At 58.6% G+C, this 20982-nt stretch carries 21 protein-coding genes, 1 tRNA gene and 1 riboswitch; of the genes, 12 read left to right on the forward strand and 10 right to left on the reverse strand.

The window, feature by feature from the left end; all coding sequences use genetic code 11:
• Positions 1–21 precede the first annotated feature (21 nt).
• The gene (locus G5533_RS06035) at positions 22–1284 is read left to right on the forward strand and encodes a DUF945 family protein (RefSeq protein ID WP_441254602.1); all 1263 of its coding nucleotides are present in this window, start codon (positions 22–24) and stop codon (positions 1282–1284) included.
• Between the two features lie 79 nt (positions 1285–1363).
• On the opposite strand, the gene purU is transcribed toward G5533_RS06035, so the two are convergent.
• Positions 1364–2200: a formyltetrahydrofolate deformylase gene (purU, locus tag G5533_RS06040; protein WP_005344188.1), complete on the reverse strand. Its 837-nt coding sequence runs from the start codon at positions 2198–2200 to the stop codon at positions 1364–1366.
• A 259-nt stretch (positions 2201–2459) separates the two neighbouring features.
• Positions 2460–2616, forward strand: a riboswitch (FMN riboswitch).
• A gap of 104 nt (positions 2617–2720) precedes the next feature.
• Between purU and ribB the strand changes: the two genes are divergently transcribed.
• Together ribB and G5533_RS06050 are read left to right on the forward strand one after the other, a co-directional pair.
• Positions 2721–3374, forward strand: a complete 654-nt coding sequence (gene ribB / locus G5533_RS06045) for a 3,4-dihydroxy-2-butanone-4-phosphate synthase (RefSeq protein ID WP_441254603.1) — start codon at positions 2721–2723, stop codon at positions 3372–3374.
• Positions 3375–3599: 225 nt separating this feature from the next.
• Entirely contained in the window at positions 3600–3842 is a 243-nt protein-coding gene (locus G5533_RS06050) for an Lpp/OprI family alanine-zipper lipoprotein (protein WP_005334342.1), read from the forward strand.
• A 173-nt stretch (positions 3843–4015) separates the two neighbouring features.
• On the opposite strand, the gene G5533_RS06055 is transcribed toward G5533_RS06050, so the two are convergent.
• Together G5533_RS06055 and G5533_RS06060 are read right to left on the reverse strand one after the other, a co-directional pair.
• The gene (locus G5533_RS06055; protein ID WP_441254604.1) at positions 4016–4864 is read right to left on the reverse strand and encodes a tetratricopeptide repeat protein; all 849 of its coding nucleotides are present in this window, start codon (positions 4862–4864) and stop codon (positions 4016–4018) included.
• Positions 4861–5580, reverse strand: coding sequence for a 4'-phosphopantetheinyl transferase family protein (locus G5533_RS06060; protein ID WP_158112381.1), 720 nt, complete (start codon positions 5578–5580; stop codon positions 4861–4863). The genes G5533_RS06055 and G5533_RS06060 overlap by 4 nt, the downstream gene beginning before the upstream one ends.
• A 275-nt stretch (positions 5581–5855) precedes the next feature.
• Here G5533_RS06060 and G5533_RS06065 point away from each other — a divergent pair, with 275 nt between their 5' ends.
• The 4 genes from G5533_RS06065 to G5533_RS06080 all read left to right on the forward strand — a co-directional run bounded on the left by G5533_RS06065 (position 5856) and on the right by G5533_RS06080 (position 10094).
• Positions 5856–6344, forward strand: coding sequence for a C40 family peptidase (locus G5533_RS06065; protein ID WP_421172010.1), 489 nt, complete (start codon positions 5856–5858; stop codon positions 6342–6344).
• A gap of 148 nt (positions 6345–6492) precedes the next feature.
• Positions 6493–7464, forward strand: coding sequence for a 23S rRNA (adenine(1618)-N(6))-methyltransferase RlmF (gene rlmF / locus G5533_RS06070; RefSeq protein WP_216951710.1), 972 nt, complete (start codon positions 6493–6495; stop codon positions 7462–7464).
• A 243-nt stretch (positions 7465–7707) separates the two neighbouring features.
• Positions 7708–8433 (forward strand): MaoC family dehydratase, encoded by a 726-nt coding sequence (locus G5533_RS06075; RefSeq protein ID WP_441254605.1) that lies wholly within the window; start codon positions 7708–7710, stop codon positions 8431–8433.
• 245 nt (positions 8434–8678) lie between these two features.
• Positions 8679–10094 (forward strand): SLC13 family permease, encoded by a 1416-nt coding sequence (locus G5533_RS06080; RefSeq protein ID WP_421205835.1) that lies wholly within the window; start codon positions 8679–8681, stop codon positions 10092–10094.
• A gap of 66 nt (positions 10095–10160) precedes the next feature.
• Here the strand turns inward: G5533_RS06080 and G5533_RS06085 are convergent, their stop codons facing one another.
• Both G5533_RS06085 and G5533_RS06090 read right to left on the reverse strand, forming a co-directional pair.
• Positions 10161–11150 (reverse strand): DUF481 domain-containing protein, encoded by a 990-nt coding sequence (locus tag G5533_RS06085; RefSeq protein ID WP_421205834.1) that lies wholly within the window; start codon positions 11148–11150, stop codon positions 10161–10163.
• Between the two features lie 39 nt (positions 11151–11189).
• Complete coding sequence (locus G5533_RS06090) at positions 11190–12146, reverse strand: L,D-transpeptidase family protein (RefSeq protein WP_441254606.1); 957 nt, start codon at positions 12144–12146, stop codon at positions 11190–11192.
• 391 nt (positions 12147–12537) lie between these two features.
• Here G5533_RS06090 and G5533_RS06095 point away from each other — a divergent pair.
• The 4 genes from G5533_RS06095 to tsgA all read left to right on the forward strand — a co-directional run bounded on the left by G5533_RS06095 (position 12538) and on the right by tsgA (position 15819).
• Positions 12538–12627, forward strand: a tRNA-Ser gene (locus G5533_RS06095).
• 365 nt (positions 12628–12992) lie between these two features.
• On the forward strand, positions 12993–13574 hold the full coding sequence (locus tag G5533_RS06100) for a DUF1349 domain-containing protein (protein ID WP_421205832.1): 582 nt from the start codon (positions 12993–12995) through the stop codon (positions 13572–13574).
• Between the two features lie 326 nt (positions 13575–13900).
• Positions 13901–14602: a purine-nucleoside phosphorylase gene (gene deoD, locus G5533_RS06105; protein WP_421205831.1), complete on the forward strand. Its 702-nt coding sequence runs from the start codon at positions 13901–13903 to the stop codon at positions 14600–14602.
• 53 nt (positions 14603–14655) lie between these two features.
• Positions 14656–15819 carry an MFS transporter TsgA gene (tsgA, locus tag G5533_RS06110; protein WP_421312484.1) on the forward strand — a complete coding sequence of 388 codons (1164 nt, stop codon included), beginning with the start codon at positions 14656–14658 and terminating at the stop codon, positions 15817–15819.
• Positions 15820–15916: 97 nt separating this feature from the next.
• Here the strand turns inward: tsgA and G5533_RS06115 are convergent, their stop codons facing one another.
• Both G5533_RS06115 and rimO read right to left on the reverse strand, forming a co-directional pair.
• On the reverse strand, positions 15917–16594 hold the full coding sequence (locus tag G5533_RS06115) for a Crp/Fnr family transcriptional regulator (RefSeq protein ID WP_216951704.1): 678 nt from the start codon (positions 16592–16594) through the stop codon (positions 15917–15919).
• 163 nt (positions 16595–16757) lie between these two features.
• Positions 16758–18086, reverse strand: a complete 1329-nt coding sequence (gene rimO / locus G5533_RS06120; RefSeq protein ID WP_421312485.1) for a 30S ribosomal protein S12 methylthiotransferase RimO — start codon at positions 18084–18086, stop codon at positions 16758–16760.
• Positions 18087–18379: 293 nt separating this feature from the next.
• On the opposite strand from rimO, the gene G5533_RS06125 reads away from it, so the two are divergent.
• Positions 18380–19504, forward strand: coding sequence for an HD domain-containing phosphohydrolase (locus G5533_RS06125; protein ID WP_421312486.1), 1125 nt, complete (start codon positions 18380–18382; stop codon positions 19502–19504).
• A gap of 163 nt (positions 19505–19667) precedes the next feature.
• Here G5533_RS06125 and G5533_RS06130 read toward each other — a convergent pair whose 3' ends face one another.
• Genes G5533_RS06130 through G5533_RS06140 form a run of 3 tightly spaced genes read right to left on the reverse strand, consistent with a single transcriptional unit; the run spans position 19668 to position 20788 of the window.
• The gene (locus G5533_RS06130; RefSeq protein ID WP_421312487.1) at positions 19668–19853 is read right to left on the reverse strand and encodes a hypothetical protein; all 186 of its coding nucleotides are present in this window, start codon (positions 19851–19853) and stop codon (positions 19668–19670) included.
• A 42-nt stretch (positions 19854–19895) separates the two neighbouring features.
• Positions 19896–20477: a NifB/NifX family molybdenum-iron cluster-binding protein gene (locus G5533_RS06135; RefSeq protein ID WP_441254607.1), complete on the reverse strand. Its 582-nt coding sequence runs from the start codon at positions 20475–20477 to the stop codon at positions 19896–19898.
• Entirely contained in the window at positions 20474–20788 is a 315-nt protein-coding gene (locus tag G5533_RS06140) for a DUF134 domain-containing protein (RefSeq protein WP_076492301.1), read from the reverse strand. The genes G5533_RS06135 and G5533_RS06140 overlap by 4 nt, the downstream gene beginning before the upstream one ends.
• Positions 20789–20982 lie beyond the last annotated feature (194 nt).

The raw sequence follows: 20982 nt of genomic DNA on the forward strand, positions 1-20982 counted from the left end.
TCCCTGGAGACACATGGATATATGAAAAAGATAGTGGCCCTCGCCGTGGGTGCGGCACTGGTAGGTGGTGGTCTGGCTGCGTGTTGGTACACGGGCAACAGCTTCGACAACATCATGGCGGAGCAGATCGCCAAGGTAGAGCAAGAGACCGGTATCGATATGCAGTGGCAGCCGAGTAGCAGCAGCCTCTTCACCCGTGACGGGGTCCTGAAGGTCGTGGTGACGCCGGAGGAGCTGGTTGCCATTGACAGCGAGCTGGAGGGCAGTCAGTCCATCGAGTTGCAACTGGTGGTCAAGAGCCAGATCCTGCCGCTCTACATCAAGAGCCACCTCCTGCTCGATACCCATAATGGCACGCTAGCGCCGGTTTTCACCGCACTGGGCATGGAGCAGTGGGAACTCGGTCTGGAGTCGGTCACCAGTCTCTGGACCCAGGGTAACAGCAGCCGTTTCTGGGCCAATGAATTCAAGGTAAAACAGGGGCTGGACGAGTTCAGCTTCCTGCCCCTGAGCGGCGAGTTCCACGGCAATCTGGAGGGGAATGGTCACCTCACCATGACCTGGCAGGGGATGACGGTCCATGAAGAGCAGAGCAAGATGGACTTGGTGCTTGCCGATCTGAAAGGGAGTGCCGACATTGCCGAGATCAGCGGTGTGCTCCTCTCGCCCCAGAGCGAGATGACCCTCTCGGCCCTCACGGTACAACTGCCTGACAGCGTCAAGGTTGCCCTGCAGGGGATGATTACCGAGACTCAGCTGACCGGTGATGATGCCCAGACCCTCTCCAGCAGCTATCAGATGAAAATTGCCAAGCTGGATCTGGAGAACGAGACTGACACCCTGGCGGTGACCGACAGCAAGTTGGCGCTCAACCTCAACGGTCTGGATCTGGAAGGGTATCAGGGGCTGCAGGCCGCCGGTGGCAAGGGAGTTGAAGATGCCGCTGTCCAGCAGGCGCTGGACAAGATGCTCAAACGTGGCGCGACCCTTGAACTGGCCGATCTCAGCGCCAAGCTCAACGGTGAGGCGGTGACCATGAAGGGGGACGTGAAGCTGGCCTCCACTTCGCTGGAGCAGCTGTTCAACAGCGACGCGGGAATGCAGGCCCTCTCCGGCGTGCTGCATGCCAGCCTCAGCGACAAGCTGGGCAAGGCGGTGCCGCAACTGGCCCCCATGCTCGATCAGCTGACCCTGATGGGTTATCTGAAGGCCGACAAGCAAGCGCTGACCTCCGAGCTGAAGCTGGAGAAGGGCGCGGTGACGGTAAACGATCTGCCGCTCTGACACTCGGCGCAGAAACAACAACGGCTCCCGCGGGAGCCGTTGTTGTTTCTGGCGTTTGCATATGGGCCGTGTGGGCGAATTACTTGAAGACCACCGTCTTGTTGCCGTAGACGAACACCCGCTCGTTCAGTACCAGCTCCAGCGCGCGGCTCAGCACCGATTTCTCCACATCCCGACCCGCCTTGGCCATGTCGTCCGCACTGAAGGCATGACCGACGTGGATCACGTCCTGTTCGACGATGGGGCCTTCATCCAGATCGTCGGTCACGAAGTGGGCGGTGGCGCCGATCAGCTTGACGCCGCGATCAAACGCCTGCCGGTAGGGGCGGGCACCGATGAAGGCGGGTAGGAAGGAGTGGTGGATGTTGAGGATCTTGCGCGGGTAGGCCTCGACGAAGCTCGGGGTCAGCACCCGCATGTACTTGGCCAGGATCACATAGTCAGGCTCATAGCTGTCGATGATGGCGCGAACCTGCTCCTCATGCTCTGTCCGGCTCAGACCCTCGTGACTGACGGTGTGGAACGGGATATCGAACTTGCCGGTGAGCTCGGCCAGGGTGTCGTAGTTGCCGATCACCGCGACGATATCCATATCCAGCGCGCCCGCGTAGTTCTTCATCAGAATATCGCCGAGGCAGTGGGTCTCTTTGGTCACCAGGATGACGATGCGCTTCTTGCCCGCCTTGACCAGACGGCGCTGGGCACCGGTGGGCAGGGCATCATCGAGGTCGGCCAGCAGGGTCTCGTCGTTGAAGCGTCCCTCCAGCTCGGTACGCATAAAGAAGCGGCCATTCTCGTGATCCACAAACTCATCGTTCTTGATGATGTTGAGCTGGTGCTTGTAGCAGATGTTGGTGATCTTGGCGATGAGCCCTTTGGCATCCGGGCAATCCGTGAGCAGTATTTTCTTTTCCATCTCTGTCATTTTCCGTTTGTGGTGTTGGCGCTGCTGTCTGCGCCGGCAGCGTTGTTCAGGCTCTCTTTTCGGGCCCTGTTTTTTTGTTTCGGGAACTATGCCATAAACCGATCCGCGCCATAAAGAAATTCGCCAGTCATGGTCTTTCGTGCTGGCGAGCGGGCCGCAGAGCGGGATCCCGGGCGCAATGTTGAAACGCTTTTCAGCCTGCGGGGGATTTTGGCTGGTATCTGCAACCGTTTTTCTTTAGGCTGTCTGCGCTTATTCTCAGGGCGGGGTGCAATTCCCCACCGGCGGTATCCCGATTGACTCGGGGAGCCCGCGAGCGCCCGACTTGGCTGATTGCCGGGTCGGGGTCAGCAGATCCGGTGAGATGCCGGAGCCGACGGTCATAGTCCGGATGAAAGAGGATAAGACAGACCTTGCCGTGTTGGCCCTTGTGGGCTGGCCGCTGCATGCCCGTCTCTGTCTGCCTTTCCATGCCCTGATTCTGGTCCTTGTCTTGTTTAGGAGTTTTACCATGAATCAGTCTCTACTCAGTGAATTCGGTGATCCCGTTGCCCGTGTCGAAGCGGCTCTGTCTGCCTTGCGTGCCGGAGGCGGCGTGCTGGTGGCCGACGATGAAGATCGGGAGAACGAGGGCGACCTCATTTTCGCCGCCGAATCCATGACCAATGAACAGATGGCGATGATGATCCGCGAGTGCTCCGGCATCGTCTGCCTCTGCCTGCCCGACGAGCGGGTTCGCCAGCTCGAACTGCCGATGATGGTGGAGGCCAACTCCAGCCACTACCAGACCGCCTTTACCGTGACCATCGAAGCGGCGCAGGGGGTCACGACCGGTGTCTCGGCGGCTGATCGCATCACCACCATCCGCGCGGCTATCGCTGACGGCGCCAAACCGGGTGATCTGCACCGCCCGGGTCATGTTTTCCCGCTGCGGGCGCGAGCCGGTGGGGTGCTTACCCGTCGTGGTCATACCGAAGCGACGGTCGATCTGATGCAGCTGGCTGGCCTCAAACCGTTTGGTGTGTTGTGTGAATTGACCAAAGAAGATGGCTCGATGGCGCGTCTGCCAGACCTGGTTGCCTTCGGTCGCAAGCACCAGATGCCAGTGCTGACCATCGAGGATCTGGTGCAATATCGTCAATTGTTGTCAGAACGTACAGCCTGAGCCTCATACGAAATTGTAATAAGGCAAAAATTTGGTTAACCTTTGTCCGTGCCTCCACCACATGGCACTCATTTTTTAGACGGATTTGGACAAAAACTGTTCATTCAAAAAAAAATGAGGGTTTTAATGCATTTATCTGTGGTGGGGACTATGCAAAGTAGGATTTTTTTGTGCCATAATCACGCCGCTTGCTAAACGTCTGGCGAGTTCAAGGGAGCTTTAAAAATGAAAAAATTGTTGTTGGTAGGTGTTGTTGGTCTGTCCGCTCTGCTGGGCGGTTGTGCAAACACCAGCGAACTGGAAACTTCCGTTCAGAATCTGTCTAACAAAGTTGACCAACTGGCTCAAGATGTTAGCGCAGTTCGTGCTGATCAGTCCAAAATCGCTGCTGATGTTGCCGAAGCCAAGCAAGAAGCTATGCGTGCTAACCAGCGCATCGACAACATGGCTACTTCCTACAAGAAGTAATCCATGCGAAAAAAATGGCGCAGTTTTGCGCCATTTTTTTTTTGCCTGAAATTCACCGTATCTTCACTATTCCCACAGCACCTTATTCCCACAGTACCTTCTTCGTACTTGACCCATGAGGTCATGCCGGTCTCCCGGCACTCCCCCATCATTACCAGCCAGTTCGATTCCGCTCAGTAGAGCAGACTATAGAGTTTGCGACGGTAGCTCTGTGCCGCCGGTGTGCTGCCCATGGTCGCCAGAATATCGAGATAGGTCTTTCTGGCATCGCCGAATGCCAAATCCCGCTTGAGGATCTCCAGCAGCAGTCCCAACGCCTCTTCCTGACGACCAGCCTGGTTGTATTGCACCGCCAGCTCCTGAGTCAGGGCATAATCATCAGGCTGTTCTGCATGACGGGCTTCCAGCGCGCGCAGCTCCGGGCTGTCTGCCGCTTGCAGGGCCAGCGCCAGTCGTGAGCTCAGGGTATGGAAGTGGCCATCCTGCGCCGCCATCGGGATGGTGCCGAGGCGCTCCTGCGCTTCATCCAGCAGGTTGAGGTCGAGCGCAGCTTGAATGAGCCACAGGCTGATGTCGTGACGTTCAGGGGCCAGCTGGTGTGCCTTGGTCAGATGGGCATAGGCGATGCTGGGCTGCTCGTCAGCCAGTGCCTGTTGCCCCTTGGCCAGCAACTCTTCCTCTTCTTTGGGGGCGAAGGCGGCGAAATACTGGCGCAGGGTGGCTTCATCCTGCGGCCCTTCGATGATCCCCTGTTCGTCAGGGCGACCCTGATGGAACAGCACCAGCGCCGGAAGGGCGCGCAGGCCGAGCTGGCTGGCCAGCGGTTGCAGCTGGGGATCGTTCATATCCACCTTGGCCAGGGTGACCTGCTCATTAGCGGGCCCAACCAGTGATTCGATCAGCGGTGTCATCCCATGACACTCCGGCATCTGCGGAGCATGGAAATAGATGACGACCGGCTTCTTCATGGAGGCATCGATCAGTTCAGCGTGAAAATTCTGGGGAGTAATGTCGACGATCATGAGTTGGACTCTTCAGAAAGGGTGTTGAGTAACATGGGGTTGAGTGACTGGCAATTCAAGCGCTCATCAAGCCGGTAAAAGGTCACGGGGGTTGCCGCCGCGAGACTGAGCCAGCCGCTGGCAAAGGGCCAATCCTGTACCTGATAAGGGGTGTCATCGAGCCGGTTGTCGAGTCGCCACCCTTCCTCCGGGAGAAACCGCACCTTCTCCAGTCCCGCCGCTATGCCGCCACCGTGGGCTTTCAGTACCGCCTCCTTGCGTGACCAGAGCCGGTAGAAGGCACTCTCCTGCTCTGGAGCAGGCAGCGCGCAGAGCCACTCATATTCACTCTGTGCATAAAACCGGCGGGCCAGGGGGAGGGGGTGATGCCGCCGTTTGCCCAGTTCGATATCCACCCCAAGCTGCCCCTGCGGGCAGAGCGCCAACACCAGCCAGCTGCCACTGTGGCTCAGATTGAACTGCCAAGCATCATCATGCAGTTGGGGCTTGCCGTGGGGGCCGTTGCAAAATTGCAGGCTGGCGGCAGGGCGTTGCAGCCTCTCGGACAACAGCTGGCGCAGCAGGGCGCGGCTCACCAGATATTCCTGACGCCGTTCAGGATGAGTCATGGTTTGCCAGATATGCAGCTCATCGGTTGACAGCCATTCAGGCAATTGAGCAAGCAGTGCCTGGCATACCCTGGCTGGTTTTAACAAAAAAAGATCGGTTTCGATCATGATTTTTCACTTTAAAAAGGTGCTGAAGCAGGGATAAAAGCCAGTTATCTATGAGGCCAAAGGTCCTTTTTGCGATTGTATATTGTTTGGGCATGATCACATTAATTATGAAAAATCGTGCATTTCCTTGCAAAAATGTGAGCTTGATAGGGATTTTCACTTGCCTCGATAGAATTCTTGGATATAGTCGGGTGCTGTTGCCTTATAAATTGCCCTTTGGGGCCGTATTTTAACAAGATTTACTATTTTGCGGGGATAAAGGATTGCGCTACCTGATGCTACTGCTGGTCGCGCTCGGAATGGCGGGTTGTGCTTCGGCACCCCAACCCGAGGTCGCGAGCAAGATCGAAGTTTCCATGATGGAACCCGTTATTGAACCGGAAGCTTCGCAGACACCCGATGTGAATGAAATCCTGACAGTATACAAAGAGTGGCGCGGTACCCCTTACCGCTACGGTGGTACAACCGAACGTGGTATCGATTGTTCCGCCTTCGCCCGTGAAGTGTTTCGCAATGCGGTCGGTATTGAACTTCCCCGCGATACCCGCTCCCAAGTTCACGAAGGGACGCGCGTTTCCAAGCAGGATCTGGTCGAAGGTGATCTGGTCTTCTTCAAAATCAATCGTCGTCTCAACCACGTTGGTATCTATGTCGGGAATGGCGAATTCATTCACGCCTCGACTCGAGCCGGTGTGACCCGCTCCAAGCTGGACAGCCAATACTGGCGCAGCAAGTTCTGGCAAGCTCGCCGGATCGATATCTGAGTCAGGCTGGACAAACGGCTCGCAGTACGGACTGTTTTTCCAACCTCACTTGAACCGGGCTCGATAGCCCGGTTTTTTATTGCCCTCGTTTAGACTTTCCCGAGTCAAATCACTATAGTGTGGGCCCGTTTTCTTCGGCAGGCTCAGCATGAAACCCCGCATCCCATCAGCTGGTGGCCCCAAGTCGGGCGACCGTAAATCCGGACTTCACTCCCGTAATCGCCATGAGGCGGGTTACGACTTTGAGGCGCTCTGCCTGCGAACTCCCGAGTTGGCCGTCCACGTATTTATCAATGACTACGGTACCCGCACCATCGATTTTGCCAATCCCGATGCAGTGAAGTCCCTCAATCGCGCCCTGCTGGCCCATCACTACGGGATTGCCCACTGGGACTTGCCTACCGGTTACCTCTGCCCGCCTATCCCGGGACGGGTGGACTACCTGCACTGGGCGGCCGATCTGTTGGCCGAGAGCGCAGGCCAGCTCCCTACCGGCAAGGGGGTGAGAGTGCTGGATATCGGGGTGGGGGCAAACTGCATCTATCCGCTGCTAGGCTGCCGCGAATATGGCTGGCGTTTTGTCGGATCGGATATCGATCCGGTCTCGGTCAAGGCGGCCACCCTGCTGGCCAAGAGCAACGGGCTCGGCAATCAGATTGAGTGTCGCCTGCAGGGCAACCCCAACCATGTGTTTCGCGGCATCATAGGGCCAAAGGAGCGCTTTGCCCTGACGCTGTGCAATCCGCCGTTCCATGCGTCGCTGGAAGAGGCGAGCAAGGGGACGGAGCGCAAGCTGCGCAATCTGGGCAAGGAGGTGACAGGCGCCCCTGTGCTCAACTTCGGCGGCCAGAAGGCCGAGCTCTGGTGTGAAGGGGGCGAGGCGGCGTTTCTGGCCAACATGATCGCCCAGAGCAAGGAGTTTGCCACTCAGTGCCTCTGGTTCAGCTCGCTGGTGTCGAAAAAAGAGAATCTGCCGGGGGCGAAAAAGGCGTTGAACCGGGTGGGGGCGCGTCAGGTACGGGTGATCGACATGGCGCAGGGCAACAAGGTGAGCCGGATCCTCGCCTGGTCCTTTCTGGATGAAGAGGGATTGCGTAGCGGCTGGTCGAGCGCGCGCTGACCCCCACCACAAGGTCCGATGAGGGCCTTTTTCATGATGAGCCCCGCGAATTTCCCCTGCTGGCGGCATCTTTGGCAATCGATTTCCTCATTGGCAGATCGTGCTGGTTTACATGGTGTAAGTAGTTACTTCCGCCTTGGTACAGGTGTACGCCGAGATTTTTTTGCACTTACAGCTGAAACTTTAATAAAATAGGACTGGTTAGACCTCTTTACAGGCAATGAATCACATAGGGATCGGAACATGAAAGTTGTCGATTTTCTGAAGCGCAAGCGCGAAATTTTGGCGCAGCACCCCTTTGAGCTCAAGGATTGGCTCTCACCGGCGATCCGCGACTACTGGCGTGAGTTTCAGCAAAAGGCACATCTTCACCCTTTGCTGGGTCGTGTGCTGGACTTGCAAGCCGAGTCCCAGAGCGAGCAGCAACAGGATGCAGCAACCGTGGCACAAGTAGCCAACGGTCAGCCTGCCGTGGCTCAGGAACCCGCTGTGGAGCTGGGAGCCGAGGCGGCCGAGCTCTATGCCGCCCTGCAGGCCCGCATCGGTGAAGAGACCCATGTCGGCGAGTGGCTCCACGTCAGCCAGCAGATGATCGATCAGTTTGCTGCCGTGACCGGGGATCACCAGTGGATCCACACCAATCCTGAGCGCGCGGCCGCCGAGTCCCCCTTCAAGACCACCATCGCCCACGGCTTCCTGACCCTGGCGCTGCTGCCGCAGTTAACCGGCTCGGTCGATGAGGCCACTCCCGAGTTCCCGACCGCCCGCATGGTGGTGAATTTCGGGCTGGATCAGGTACGTTTCCCGTACCCCATCAAGGTGGATAGCAACATCCGCGCCCGCACCAAGCTTGCCCGGGTCACCCCTATCAAGGGTGGGCTGGAGCTGCTCAAAGAGATCAAGGTTGAGATCGAAGGGATCCGCCGCCCGGGTTGCGTCATCGAGTCGGTGACCCGCATCTACTTCTGAGCTCCCTCATCGGCATGAATGGTGAAACGGGCCCGCTGTCCTGTGCAACGAACAGCGGGCCCGTTTTTTTGCCTGTTTGTTGCAAGGGCTGAGGCGTCAGCCATAGCGCGCCGACCCCAGCTTGATATGACTCACAAAACGGTGCGCCGTGCAGTTAGCCAGCTCTCATTTTGGCGAGTTGGCGGCATGAGGCGATAGCATGTTATGCCACTATTGGTTTCTTACTCCCGATCCTGGAGACAATAGTGCCCATCAATAACAAGATTATTCTGCCACTGCTGCTGAGCCTCACCATCCTGCTGATCCCGACCCACTGGATCCCGCTGGAGGGGATCACCGTCATCGAGCAGCGGGTCGTGGCCATTTTCGTGCTGGCCGCCCTCTGCTGGATCCTGGAGCCCATCCCCATCTTCGCCACCTCGGTGCTGATCATCGTGCTGGAGCTGCTGTTGCTCTCCGACAAGGGGCTCTGGTTCATGACTGCCGACAAGGCTGAACCGGGCTTTGGTGAGCTGCTCAAGTCCACCGAGGTGATGGCGACCTTTGCCTCGCCGGTCATCATGCTGTTTCTCGGCGGTTTTTTCCTCGCCATTGCGGCGACCAAATACCATCTGGATGTCAATCTGGCGCGGGTGTTGCTGCGCCCGTTCGGTCAGGATCCCCGGATCGTCATGCTGGGGCTGATGTTGATCACCGCCACCTTCTCCATGTTTATGAGCAATACCGCCACCACCGCCATGATGCTGGCCATCCTTACCCCGGTGCTGGCGGCGTTTCCCGACAAGGACCCGGCCAAAATCGGCTTTGTGCTGGCCATTCCGCTGGCGGCCAACCTCGGCGGGATCGGCACTCCCATCGGCACTCCGCCCAACGCAGTGGCCCTCAAATACCTGACCGGCGAGCATGCCATCTCGTTCGGTCAGTGGATGGGATTTGCGGTGCCCTTTGTGGTGTTGCTGTTGCTGCTTGGCTGGTTCCTGCTGGGGCGCTTCTTCCCGAGTTCCCTCAAGCTGATGGATCTCAAGATTGAGGGGCGCTTTATGCAGACCCCTCGCGCCTGGGTGGTCTACCTCACCTTTATCACCACCATAGTGCTCTGGCTGCTGGGGGATCTGCATGGCATGAGCTCCTACGTGGTCGCCATGATCCCGGTAGCTGTGTTCCTGACCACCGGCATCATCACCAAGGACGATCTGCACAAGATCTCCCTCGATGTGCTCTGGCTGGTCTCGGGTGGTATCGCGCTGGGGCTGGCGCTGGAGGACTCCGGGTTGGCCGAGCGGCTCATCACCCACATTCCGTTCCACGAATACTCCACGCTGGCGGTGCTGATTGGTGCCTGTCTGCTGGCAGTGGTGATGGCCAACTTCATGTCCAACACCGCAACCGCCAATCTGTTGCTGCCACTGGTGGCGGCACTGGCGGTCAGTATGCCGGAGCTGGCAGAGTGGGGCGGCAGTCACACCCTGATCCTGGCGGTCACCATTTCGGTTTCGCTCGGGATGTCGCTGCCCATCAGTACCCCGCCCAATGCGCTGGCCCACGCCACCGGTCTGGTGGAGAGTCACCAGATGGTGCGCATCGGCGTCATCATGGGGTTGGTCGGCACCCTGCTGGCGATGGTATGGATCTACCAGATTGCCGCCTGGGGGCTGATCTAGCGAGCCTGTCTGCCTAAAGCAAAGAGGAGCCGAATTGGCTCCTCTTTGCGTGTTGGGGATCCGGGGCTAGAAACTGACGCCAAGGCTGAGCAGGTGTCTTAATTCGCTCTCGCGGGGTTCCGGGCTGCCTGTGTCGACAAGGATGTCAGCATCTTCCCAATTCAGCTCACTCGACCAGGAGAGGCGCAGATGGTCATTGAAGTAGTAGCGCAACCCTATGCTGCCTTTCAGATCCTGATTACGGGTGACATAGGGGGAGGGTTGTGCCAGATATTTCAGATAGCGCCCCTGGCTGAACAGTTCCATTTTCTCCTGCCAGAGGGAGAAAGGTTGGCGATAATCCCAGTTCAGGCCAGCGAAGGGGTAGTCTATGACCCGTTCACCCAGAAAAACGCCGGTGATCTTGCTATCTTCACGGAAGTAGAGCCGACTTAGCCCCCCTTGGGCCATCAGCTCCAGTCGGCGGCGCTTGTCGTTCCAAAAGCGATAGCCAGGCCCCGAGCCATAGTCCATGTAGAGATAGCGATCTTTATCTAGCATGTCATATTCGGCATCGAGTGAGGTGCGCAAGAACCACTGCTGGTTGAAGAAGTAGTCCAGCGTAGGGTTGAGCTGATAATAATGGCTGTCGGTGACGTTGTCAGCGGTCTCATAGGTATATTCACCGGAGAAGCTGTAACGCCAGTCCAGATTGGCCAGCTCGCTTTTCCACTTGAGGTTGACGTTGTTGGTCTGCTTGTCATTCTGTTTGAGTTTGACATTGAGATCGCCGCTGCCGGTCCAGAGCCAGGCGTTGCGTTCATCCTGGTCATCCTCGAACAGCTTGAGCCCACCCTTTGCCGTCGCCTTGGGTTTGTCCTCTTTATCGATGCGCCAGCGTTTGATGGCCTCCCGCTGGACGGTGACTGCGCCGCTGTAGGGCAGGGCGATGCGCACCGACTGTTCGGTCACCTCCTCGATGTTGCCGGTCAGACGATCGCCATTGTTCATCCAGAGAATGTCCTTGGCCCACAAGGAGTGACAGGCCAACAGGAGCAGGAGGGGCAGGAATTTCATGAGGTAAGGTGACTCCGGTGCGACTCGGGCGCTGGTGACTTAACCACTGACAAGCTGGCTGCTGATGGGGCGGGGCAGGCCATTTTTTCTCTCCAGCGCTGCCGTCACCTCATCCTGCATCACGTCAGGTGCGCTGATAAAGCTCTCTATGGCCGGAGATAGCACCAGCGGGGCGCCATTTTCAAGCTCCTCTTCGGTGCGGGAGAGCGGGGAGTGTACCTCCAGCCAGCGCCGACCATCCGGTTCGATGGCGACCTTGACCGGTTGATTGATGACCCGCACCGGCGTGCCAATCGGCACAATCTTGAACAGGGCCTCTATATCGTCAGGTCGCAGCCGGATGCAGCCTGCACTCACCCGAAGTCCGACGCCAAAATCCTTGTTGGTGCCGTGGATCAGGTAGTCGCGCTTGCCATAGCCAAGGCGCATGGCGAACTTGCCGAGGGGATTCTCCGGGCCGGGGGGCACCACGGCGGGCAGGGTGATCCCTTTTTGCTCCAGCCAGGATTTGCGCACCATGGGACCGGGTACCCAGGTCGGGTTGGGATTCTTCTCGATGACGGTGGTGGTCATCTCCGGAGTCTCACGGCCGATATCACCAATCCCGATGGGCAGCACGATGACCTCGCTCTTCCCTTTGGGGAAGTAGTAGAGGCGCAGTTCGGGCAGATTGATGACGATCCCCTCGCGAGGCACATCAGGCAGTAGCATCTGGGTGGGCAGCGTCAAGCGGGTGCCCGGCTTGGGTAAATAGGGGTCTACACCCGGATTTGCTTCAAGCAGCGCCAAAAATCCAATTTGTGTATTTTTGCCAACCAGCTCCAGATGCTCATTCTGCTGGATGATGTAATCCTCCAGCTCACCGATAAGGCGACTCCCGGCTGGTGGCAGCGGGTAGCGTTTGGCCTCTGCCGGCGCGGCGCAGAGCAGGATGGCTGCCAGCAGCAGGGAAAGGGCGGGCGTTAAGGGTAGGGGCTTGAGTTTCGGCAATCGCATAAGAAGATCCATCAGTTCAATCGGGGCGGAACATCATCAATACAGCCGCCAGGATGGCGCGATTGTTCCTCAATCAGCCCATGATTACCAGCTTGCCGCGCACCCGCAATGATTTGGGGATACATAGGAAACCAGCCAAAATCGGCATCACCCATGAATTTGAGTGCCAAGCAGGAAAAAGAGGCGCCTGATGGCAATGGGGGAATATCACGACGTGGATAATGGCCGGGTGTGCGAGCGGGTGGATACAGAGCCATACAAGAGTGGCCTCGCAACGCAGGCCGTGCGTGAAGCATTGTGAGCCTGCTCCCAGATAGCTGATTCAGCCATTTGATATCTAAGAAATTTTTATTGCATCCTCGGTCCAGCTCGGGTAAAAATCTCATCCCACGGAGAGATGCCGGAGTGGCCGAACGGGATTGACTCGAAATCAATTGTGGCAGCAATGCCACCCAGGGTTCGAATCCCTGTCTCTCCGCCACATACCAAGCCCAAGCAATTAAATTGCTTGGGCTTTTTCGTTTCGTGTGATGCCTGATATGCCATCTGATGTTGGCGGGCTTGAAGCGTCCCCTCTATCGACCACCTGTTAGTCGACTCGAGCCCATATCGAGATGTCTTATCGTCGTGCAATAGGGGCCCCCTTTTACTTGCCCGATCGCCTATCGGTTGCAAGGTTGGCCCCAACGGCTTGCTCGCCAGTCATGATGGCGACACAATGGAGTCCCTTTGGTTGGCCGCTCGCAGCTGGGGCTCGTGGCCGAATGGCCAGCGATAGTATGAGCGCGCCCGAGTGTTATGGGCCGGTGACAACGGGAAACATGGCGAGAACAGGAGCAAAAGAGGATGAGGGAAGGGCTTGAATGGTTCTGGCTCAATGAACCGGCCGAATGGCACAAAACAAGCGACGGCTTGCTGGTGGTAACGGACAAGCAGACCGATTTTTGGCGCAGCACCTGGTATGGTTTCGAGCGCCACAGTGGGCATCTCTATGGCTGTGAGGTCGAGGGGGAATTTACCTTTCAGGTCTGTGTCGAAGGGGAGTTCACGACCCTCTACGATCAGGCGGGGCTGATGTTGCTGCAAGACGAGGCGCACTGGCTCAAAGCGGGGATAGAGTACAACGATGCCCAACCGATGATCGGCAGCGTGCTCACCAATCAGCGATCTGACTGGGCCACCGGTATTTTCAGCGGCAATCCGCGCCGTTTCTGGCTGCGCCTGACCCGGCTGGCCGATTGTCTGCGTCTGCAATACTCCACCGATGGTGAGGTGTGGCCACTGCTGCGGCTCGCTCCGTTCCCGCCAGGCGAGCGCTGCTTTATCGGGGTGATGTGCTGCACCCCCGAGCGGCAGGGGTTGGTGGTGCGTTTTTCGGATCTGCGCCTCACGCCGCCCCTGGGCAAGGCACTGCATGATTTGAGCTAGCCAGCCCATGGCTGGCATTGCGTGTCAACCGGCAGAGTGAACAATGCCGTCGGCCTGTAGCGTCATTCGCAGGGTCTATCGAGCGGGAGGGGCGTTGCCCTCCCGCTTTTTTACACCGGTAGGTCGGGAATGGCGGGTGGCTGTGATGGGCAAGCCTTGGCAAGCAACGTCGAAAAGCATGCGGTATGCGATGTAGCAGACACAAGTTACCGGAACTGGGATCTCGATCGGGACAACAGGACTTTTGTCCTGCAAGGGGAGGTGGGGTGGCGGCTAGGATGGCCACATCAAAACAATAAAACGAGTCAAACTGGAGCACAACAACCATGACCGCTCATATCAATGCCAACCCGGGCGATTTCGCCGAGACCGTCATTATGCCGGGGGACCCGCTGCGGGCCCGCTATATCGCCGAGACCTTTCTGACCAATGCACGCGAGGTGACCAATGTGCGCAATATGCTGGGCTACACCGGCTATTACAACGGCCAGCGCATCTCGGTGATGGGCCACGGCATGGGGATCCCCTCCATGGTGCTCTACGCCCACGAGCTGGTGAACGACTTCGGGGTCAAGCGCATCATCCGCATCGGCAGTCTGGGAGCGACCCAGCGCCACGTGCAGATGCGCGACGTCATTCTGGCGCAGGCGGCGGGCACAGATTCCCCGACCAATGCCAAGCGCAGCGCCGGTTACCAGATGGCGACCTCGGCCGACTTTGCCCTGCTGCACAAGGCGTTTACCAAGGCGCAGGAGAAGGCGATTCCGGTCAAGGTGGGCAATATCTTCACCGGCGACCTCTATTACGATCCGGACGAAAACCTCATTCCGGCGCTGGAGAAGTTTGGAGTGCTTGGCATCGACATGGAGGTGGCCGGTCTCTACGGGCTGGCCCATCAGCAGGGGATAGAGGCGCTCGCCATCCTGACTGTCTCCGACCACTGCCTGACCGGTGAAGAGACCACTGCCGAAGAGCGGCAACTCTCCTTCAACCAGATGATCGAGCTGGCGCTGCACACCGCGCTGTAAGCGCCGCAGTCCGCCCACCCCTGCACGCACCCTGACCCCAAGAGAGATCCAATATGAACAATAAGCTCTCCCTCACTGCCATCAGCTTCCTGGCCAACTTTGTGATGGCCGGTTTTGCGACCCAGTTCGGCATGCTGATCGACCCCATCGCCGCCAAGTTCGGCGCCGACGTCAATCAGGTGGCCTCCATCTTCTCCCTGCTCAACGGCGGGGCGCTGGCGGGCACCATTGCCGCCTTCTTCCTTATCGAGAAGGTGGGGCTCAAGCGGATGACCCTGCTCTGCTACGGCCTGATCGCGCTGGCGGCGGCTTCGCTCCATCTGACTGGCTCGCTCTATGTGGTGATGGCTGCCATGACGGTGATCGGCCTGTGTGGCGGGGTGGGACTCTGCATTGCAGGAACGCTGGTGGTGAGCGTCTGGCAGGCGCGGATGCAGAGCACCATGCTGGTGGTGCAGGATGCCACCTTCAACGTGGCCGGGGTGGTCTTCCCGCTTATCACCACCTACACCCTGACTCACGCCATGGCGTGGAGCTGGAGCTATCTGGCGGTGGGCGTGGTGGCGCTGGCGACCATGCTGGTGGCGGTGCTGACCAACTTCCGCAGCTGCGAGGCGGGTGGCGAGAGCGCAGGCAACGAGCACTCGGAGTGGAACCTCGGCATCATCAGCGGCGGGTTGGGGCTCTTTCTAGGCATGCTGGCGCTCTACACCTTCCTCACCTGGGCGCCCATGTTCGTGAAGAATAAGTTCGGCATCCCCTTCGAGGAGGCGGGCAACATCATCACCCAATACTGGACGGCTGCCCTGCTCGGCGCACTGGTCTCCACCGCCATCGTGACCCGCATTGCGATCCGAACCTTCCTGCTGGTGATCATCACCCTAGCGATGGGGATGACGGCGCTCATCGTTACCACCGATAACCTGAGCCAGTTGCCATACCTCACCTATGGTTACGGCTTTGTCTGCGCGGCGCTCTACAACGCCTTTATCGCCTACGGGGTGTCGTTTGTGCGCCAGGCGTCGAGCAAGAACGTCTCCTACATCCTCATCAGCGGCAGCGCGGGGGCCATGTTCAGCCCGGCCATCAGCGCCATGTTCGAGCAGGTGATCGGCTTGCAGGCGGTGATGTACGCCATCCCGCTTATCTACGCCGTGATCCTCGCCATGCTGGTAGCCTCGCTGCGCATGGCCCGGCCTCAGCCCTGTCTCGCCTGAGCGGGGGAGTAAACAGCAAGAGGGGCGGTATAAACCGCCCCTCTTTTTTGTTGCTGTTCCGCTTGTTGCTGCTCAGTCGGCAACTGAGGCCTGCGACTTATGGCTGCTCCAGAAAGGCCTTGAGCCCCGCCAGATCGCGGATCTGCAATCCCTCTTCGCCGCGCTCCACCAGTCCCTTCTCCATCAGCTCTTTCACCGCCCGCCGGTAGACCCGGTCGGTCGTGCCGAAGCGTTCCGCCTCCTGATACCCCTTGCGAAAGCCGCTCACCGGGTTGTGGTGGCAGTGGCTGTGATAGAGGTCGAGGGCGATGTTGTAGCTGATGGGGTAGAGCATGCGGCAGGTGAAGATATCCACCGTGTCCTGATAGTCGATGGCAATGGCGGTGGCAAAGAAGAGCGCCACCTTGGGGTGGGCGACCAGCGCCTGCTCCAGCTGCTCGCCGTCGATGCGGGCCACTTCCAGCGGCTCCTCGGCGATGATGTCGAGCTGGCAGCGGTAGCCGGTGAAGAACTCCATCTCGCCAAACAGCTGGTTGTCGCACTCCAGGGTGCCGAGCTGAAAGCGGCGGCCATTCATGGCGGTGTGGCCCATGGCGATGCGGCCGCCCGGTACCAGCACCAGATCCCGCAATAGCTCCCCCTGACGCATCAGGGGCTCCCCCTCGGGGATCAGATGCTGCTCCGTGATGCAGGATTGCACTACCTGCACGATAAGATCATGACTGGCCTGCCAGTGGGGCTGAAAGCGTCCCTTGAGAAGGGGTTTGAGTTGCATGGGATTTCGAGTCGTCGCCAAACAGAAACGACTATTACACACCCTTGCATACGGATATGCCAGTTTTGTACCGCAAAGTGGGGCTTACTGGTGTAGAAGTGCAATCTGGAAGCATAAAAAAGCGCCCGAAGGCGCTTTTTCATTGAGCGGTGGTCAGCAAGGGTTAGCTAATCAGGCTGGCCCACAGGTCATATTCGTCGGATTCGTCGATCCGCACCTTGACCATGTCGCCCGGCTTGAGGCCGGTTTCGCCGTTGAGGTAGACCAGACCGTCGATCTCCGGCGCATCGGCGAAGGAGCGGCCAGTGGCACCCTCTTCGTCCACTTCGTCGATGATAACGGTCATCTCCTGACCCACTTTGCGGGCCAGCTTGCGGATGGAGACCTGCTGTTGCAGCTCCATAAAGCGCTGGAAGCGCTCTTCCTGAATCGCTTCCGGCACCGGGTCCGGCAGCTCGTTGGCCAGCGCCCCTTCGACCGGGCTGTATTTGAAGCAGCCGACCCGATCCAGCTCCGCCTTGTCGATAAAGTCCAGCAGCATCTGGAAATCTTCCTCGGTCTCGCCCGGGAAGCCAACGATAAAGGTGGAGCGCAGGGTGATCTGCGGGCAGATTTCGCGCCACTTCTGGATCCGCTCCAGAGTGCGCTCGACAGTACCCGGGCGTTTCATCAGTTTCAGGATGCGCGGGCTGGCGTGCTGCAACGGAATATCGAGGTAGGGCAGTACCTTGCCATCGCGCATCAGCGGGATGACGTCATCTACGTGTGGGTAGGGGTAGACGTAGTGCAGACGTACCCAGATATCGAGCTTGGCCAGCTCTTCGCACAGGGCGACCATGCTGGTCTTGACCGGCATACCGTCGTAGAAACCGGTGCGGTGTTTCACATCGACGCCGTAGGCGGAGGTGTCCTGGGAGATCACCAGCAGCTCCTTCACGCCCGCCTCTTTCAGGCGCTTGGCTTCTGCCAGCACGTCGCCGATGGGGCGGCTCACCAGATCCCCGCGCATGGAGGGGATGATGCAGAAGGTGCAGCGGTGGTTGCACCCCTCGGAAATCTTCAGATAGGCGTAGTGGCGCGGGGTCAGCTTGACGCCGTGGGCCGGTACCAGACTGGTGAAGGGGTTGTGCTGCGGCTTCTCCACATATTTGTGGACGTGACCCAGCACCTCTTCATAGGCGTGGGGGCCGGTGATCTCGAGCACCTTGGGGTGGATCTCGCGGATCTGGTTCTCTTTGGCGCCAAGGCAGCCGGTGACGATCACCTTGCCGTTCTCGGCCAGCGCTTCGCCGATCGCTTCCAGCGACTCTTGCACCGCGCTGTCGATAAAGCCGCAGGTGTTGACGACGACCAGCTCGGCATCGTCATAGCTGGGCACCACATCGTACCCTTCGGTACGCAGCTGGGTCAGGATGCGTTCTGAATCGACCAGGTTTTTGGGGCAACCCAAGGAGACGAATCCTACTTTGGGGGCCTGTTTTATGTTGGACATCGCTCAATCACTCTTAGGTGGCTCTTCTTTAAGGGCGCGGATTTTACCGGAATGGTTAACCAAAAACTATACAGCCAGCATGGCAGAACCTAACAATATCTCCGAGTGGGCAGGATTGGGCCGTGCGAATAGCGGCTGATGGTGGAGCCCTGACTGGCGCGCAGTCCCTGCTGCACAGGTTTGTGACTGGTAATATGCGTTGCTGACTTATTAGTCAATTTCGCGGTCTGTGGCTGGGAACCCTGTCACGGGTACCCCTATACTCCCATCATGGTGATCCGGTGGAGAAGGCAATGGAAAGTTCATTTGGCGAAAGAATGCAGAATCTGCACGCTACGCTGCGCGAGCGTTTTGACAAGCTGAGTCGGGTGGCCATTGCGATTTACGATCCCCATACCGATCAGCTCAAGACCTTCGCCCACAGCACCGAGGGGCCCTCGCCGCTGGTGCAGTATGAGGTGAAGCTGAGCGATGTTCCATCCTTGCGCTATCTGGCGGAGCACAAGCACCCCCGGGTGCTTGGCAATCTCGATGCCCTGCGTGGTTCCGCGTCGGAACACAGCCGCAAGCTGCTGGAGGCGGGCTATGCCTCCAGCTATACCGAGCCGCTGTTGTTCAACAGCAAGCTGTTTGGTTTTCTGTTTTGCGATGCCATGGAGCCGGGATATTTCGATGAGTCGATCCAAAGCGAGCTGTCGGCCTATGCCCAGATGTTGTCCGCCATCATTGCGGTGGAGTTCTTCTCTATTCAGACCCTCGGCGGCGCGCTGACCACGGCACGTGAGTTCAGTCGCTATCGGGATGAGGAGACCGCCAACCATCTGCATCGGATGTCGGCCTACTCCCGACTGATCGCCAAGACGCTGGCCCCGACTTGCGGGCTGAGCGACGAGGAGGTGGAGTTTGTCTACCTCTTCTCCGAGCTGCACGACATCGGCAAGATCGCGGTGCCGGATGCCATTTTACTCAAGCCGGGCAAGCTGACCCCGGAAGAGTTCGAGATCATGAAGGTTCACACCAGCAAGGGGCGAGAGATGATCAGCCTGATGATCAATGAGTTTGGCCTCGATGGCATTCACCACACCGATATGCTGACCAACATCATCGCAGGCCATCATGAGCGTTTTGATGGTACCGGTTATCCGCTGGGGCTGGCGGGGGAGGCGATCCCGCTGGCGGCGCGTATCGTGACGGTGGCTGATGTTTTTGATGCCCTGACCAGCGAGCGCCCCTACAAGCAGGCCTGGCCGTTCGAGATGGCGTTTGCCTATCTGGAGGAGCATGCCGGCAGCCAGTTTGATCCCGCCTGTGTCGCTGCGGCCCTGCACAACAAGGCCGAGTTTTATGCCATCTATCAGCAGTATCAGGATCCCGCCAGTTCATCAGGTGTGGCGGCCAGTGGCGCAGAGCCGGGTTGAGCGCGTGTGATGAGCGTAAGGGGGAAAGAGGCGGTTCAAGCATGACGAGGAATAAATAGAGAGGGGGCACCAGCAGGTGCCCCCTCTCTTTTATGCGCTTATCGATTTCACGCGCCCTTATTTTGCCGACCTTGTATCTGCGGCTATGGCGTTTGCGCTCAGGTTACTTTTTGGGCGTCGGCTCGCTGATCTGATAGAGGTGATCCGCGCAGGCGCTGGAGCAGCCACAGGGGCGCACCTCTTTATCTTCCCGTTTCTGGGCAAGCTGGTATTGGCGCCACCAGATGATGGAGCCCATAGCCAGGATCAGCACGAATGAGGCGAGCAGGCTCAATAACCAGATGGACATGATCTCTTCTCCCTGATGGTGATGACATGCACTGCGATGGCATCAGTGATGATAGCAGCAACCGCCCTGCTGGTTGGCGCCCTCACTGCCGTGGCAACAAGTATGGCCTTGTCGTGAGCTCTCTGCCTGATTGCCACCACTGGCGCAGCAGTGATCGGATCCACTGTTGCACCCACCGTGACAATGGGCATGACTCTGGCCTGCGCCGAGGGGCTGGATGACACGGATCGCGGCCTTGCTCTGATGACGGCGAGATGGACGGCCCTGACTTGCCTCGGTGAGAGGTTGTAGATTAGCGGGGGCCAGCAGCGCGGGCAGCGGCAAGCGGGCAGAGCGGCACTGCAGCACCCGGATATTGACCGCCAGCAGGCGCCCCAGCATTCGCTCGCCGATATTGCGCACCACCACCTGACCCACTTGATGATGGGCGAGGGCGTCGAGCAGCGCTTGCTTGCCGTGGCAGCCTTCGGCGGTGGCCGGGTTAGCCAGGGTGGCGATAACGTTCCCTTCGGGGTTAAGAATTTGCAGCTGCTCGGCACGGGTAAAGTGGCCAGCCAGCAGCCCCTGACTCAGCATCAGGGCGCTGTTGCAGGGGTTGGTGGTCATGGTTGTGACAGCATTCATGTCGGCTCTTCTCCACTGGTTGGGTGGTCGGGCTCGGCGGGTTGCATCATCAATGCCTTGCCCAGACTCAGACACTCCACCACCTTGTAGCGCCCTTTTTTCAGGATATTGGCCAGGGTCTGGCGGGAGACCCCCATCACCAGGGCGGCCTCCTGCTGCTGCATTCCTTGAAGGTCGACGAGGCGGAGTGCCTCGAACTCGTCAGGGGCCAGCGTGACCTGTTCCAGCTGATGCATGGGGCGGCCGTTGGGTTTGAAGCAGCTGTTGGCGGGGTGGCCACAGATCTGGCGGGCAATCTTGGGTCTTGGCATGGTGGCTCCTAATTGGCATAAGCCATTTATACGCTCATATGTAGCATATGCCAATAATTTTGTCGGGTGTAGAGAGCTGTGCCAGTGCTGTTTACGGCAGAGAGGGGTAAAGAGGGGGAGGGGGAATACGTACAAAAGCAGTGAAGGTGGCAGAAACGACGCAGGCCCGAACATGGTTCGGGCCTGCGTTTTTG

The sequence above is a fragment of the Aeromonas sp. A600620 genome, from assembly GCF_029479985.1.
In the GTDB taxonomy this organism is placed as follows: domain Bacteria; phylum Pseudomonadota; class Gammaproteobacteria; order Enterobacterales; family Aeromonadaceae; genus Aeromonas; species Aeromonas veronii_A.

What these genes read in the sequence shown, in the direction of transcription:
- G5533_RS06035 (WP_441254602.1), top strand. Translation starts at nt 22, where the DNA reads ATGAAAAAGATAGTGGCCCTCGCCGTGGGTGCGGCACTGGTAGGTGGT.
- purU (WP_005344188.1), bottom strand. Translation starts at nt 2,200, where the DNA reads ATGGAAAAGAAAATACTGCTCACGGATTGCCCGGATGCCAAAGGGCTC.
- ribB (WP_441254603.1), top strand. Translation starts at nt 2,721, where the DNA reads ATGAATCAGTCTCTACTCAGTGAATTCGGTGATCCCGTTGCCCGTGTC.
- G5533_RS06050 (WP_005334342.1), top strand. Translation starts at nt 3,600, where the DNA reads ATGAAAAAATTGTTGTTGGTAGGTGTTGTTGGTCTGTCCGCTCTGCTG.
- G5533_RS06055 (WP_441254604.1), bottom strand. Translation starts at nt 4,864, where the DNA reads ATGATCGTCGACATTACTCCCCAGAATTTTCACGCTGAACTGATCGAT.
- G5533_RS06060 (WP_158112381.1), bottom strand. Translation starts at nt 5,580, where the DNA reads ATGATCGAAACCGATCTTTTTTTGTTAAAACCAGCCAGGGTATGCCAG.
- G5533_RS06065 (WP_421172010.1), top strand. Translation starts at nt 5,856, where the DNA reads ATGCTACTGCTGGTCGCGCTCGGAATGGCGGGTTGTGCTTCGGCACCC.
- rlmF (WP_216951710.1), top strand. Translation starts at nt 6,493, where the DNA reads ATGAAACCCCGCATCCCATCAGCTGGTGGCCCCAAGTCGGGCGACCGT.
- G5533_RS06075 (WP_441254605.1), top strand. Translation starts at nt 7,708, where the DNA reads ATGAAAGTTGTCGATTTTCTGAAGCGCAAGCGCGAAATTTTGGCGCAG.
- G5533_RS06085 (WP_421205834.1), bottom strand. Translation starts at nt 11,150, where the DNA reads ATGAAATTCCTGCCCCTCCTGCTCCTGTTGGCCTGTCACTCCTTGTGG.
- G5533_RS06090 (WP_441254606.1), bottom strand. Translation starts at nt 12,146, where the DNA reads ATGCGATTGCCGAAACTCAAGCCCCTACCCTTAACGCCCGCCCTTTCC.
- G5533_RS06100 (WP_421205832.1), top strand. Translation starts at nt 12,993, where the DNA reads ATGAGGGAAGGGCTTGAATGGTTCTGGCTCAATGAACCGGCCGAATGG.
- deoD (WP_421205831.1), top strand. Translation starts at nt 13,901, where the DNA reads ATGACCGCTCATATCAATGCCAACCCGGGCGATTTCGCCGAGACCGTC.
- tsgA (WP_421312484.1), top strand. Translation starts at nt 14,656, where the DNA reads ATGAACAATAAGCTCTCCCTCACTGCCATCAGCTTCCTGGCCAACTTT.
- G5533_RS06115 (WP_216951704.1), bottom strand. Translation starts at nt 16,594, where the DNA reads ATGCAACTCAAACCCCTTCTCAAGGGACGCTTTCAGCCCCACTGGCAG.
- rimO (WP_421312485.1), bottom strand. Translation starts at nt 18,086, where the DNA reads ATGTCCAACATAAAACAGGCCCCCAAAGTAGGATTCGTCTCCTTGGGT.
- G5533_RS06125 (WP_421312486.1), top strand. Translation starts at nt 18,380, where the DNA reads ATGGAAAGTTCATTTGGCGAAAGAATGCAGAATCTGCACGCTACGCTG.
- G5533_RS06130 (WP_421312487.1), bottom strand. Translation starts at nt 19,853, where the DNA reads ATGTCCATCTGGTTATTGAGCCTGCTCGCCTCATTCGTGCTGATCCTG.
- G5533_RS06135 (WP_441254607.1), bottom strand. Translation starts at nt 20,477, where the DNA reads ATGAATGCTGTCACAACCATGACCACCAACCCCTGCAACAGCGCCCTG.
- G5533_RS06140 (WP_076492301.1), bottom strand. Translation starts at nt 20,788, where the DNA reads ATGCCAAGACCCAAGATTGCCCGCCAGATCTGTGGCCACCCCGCCAAC.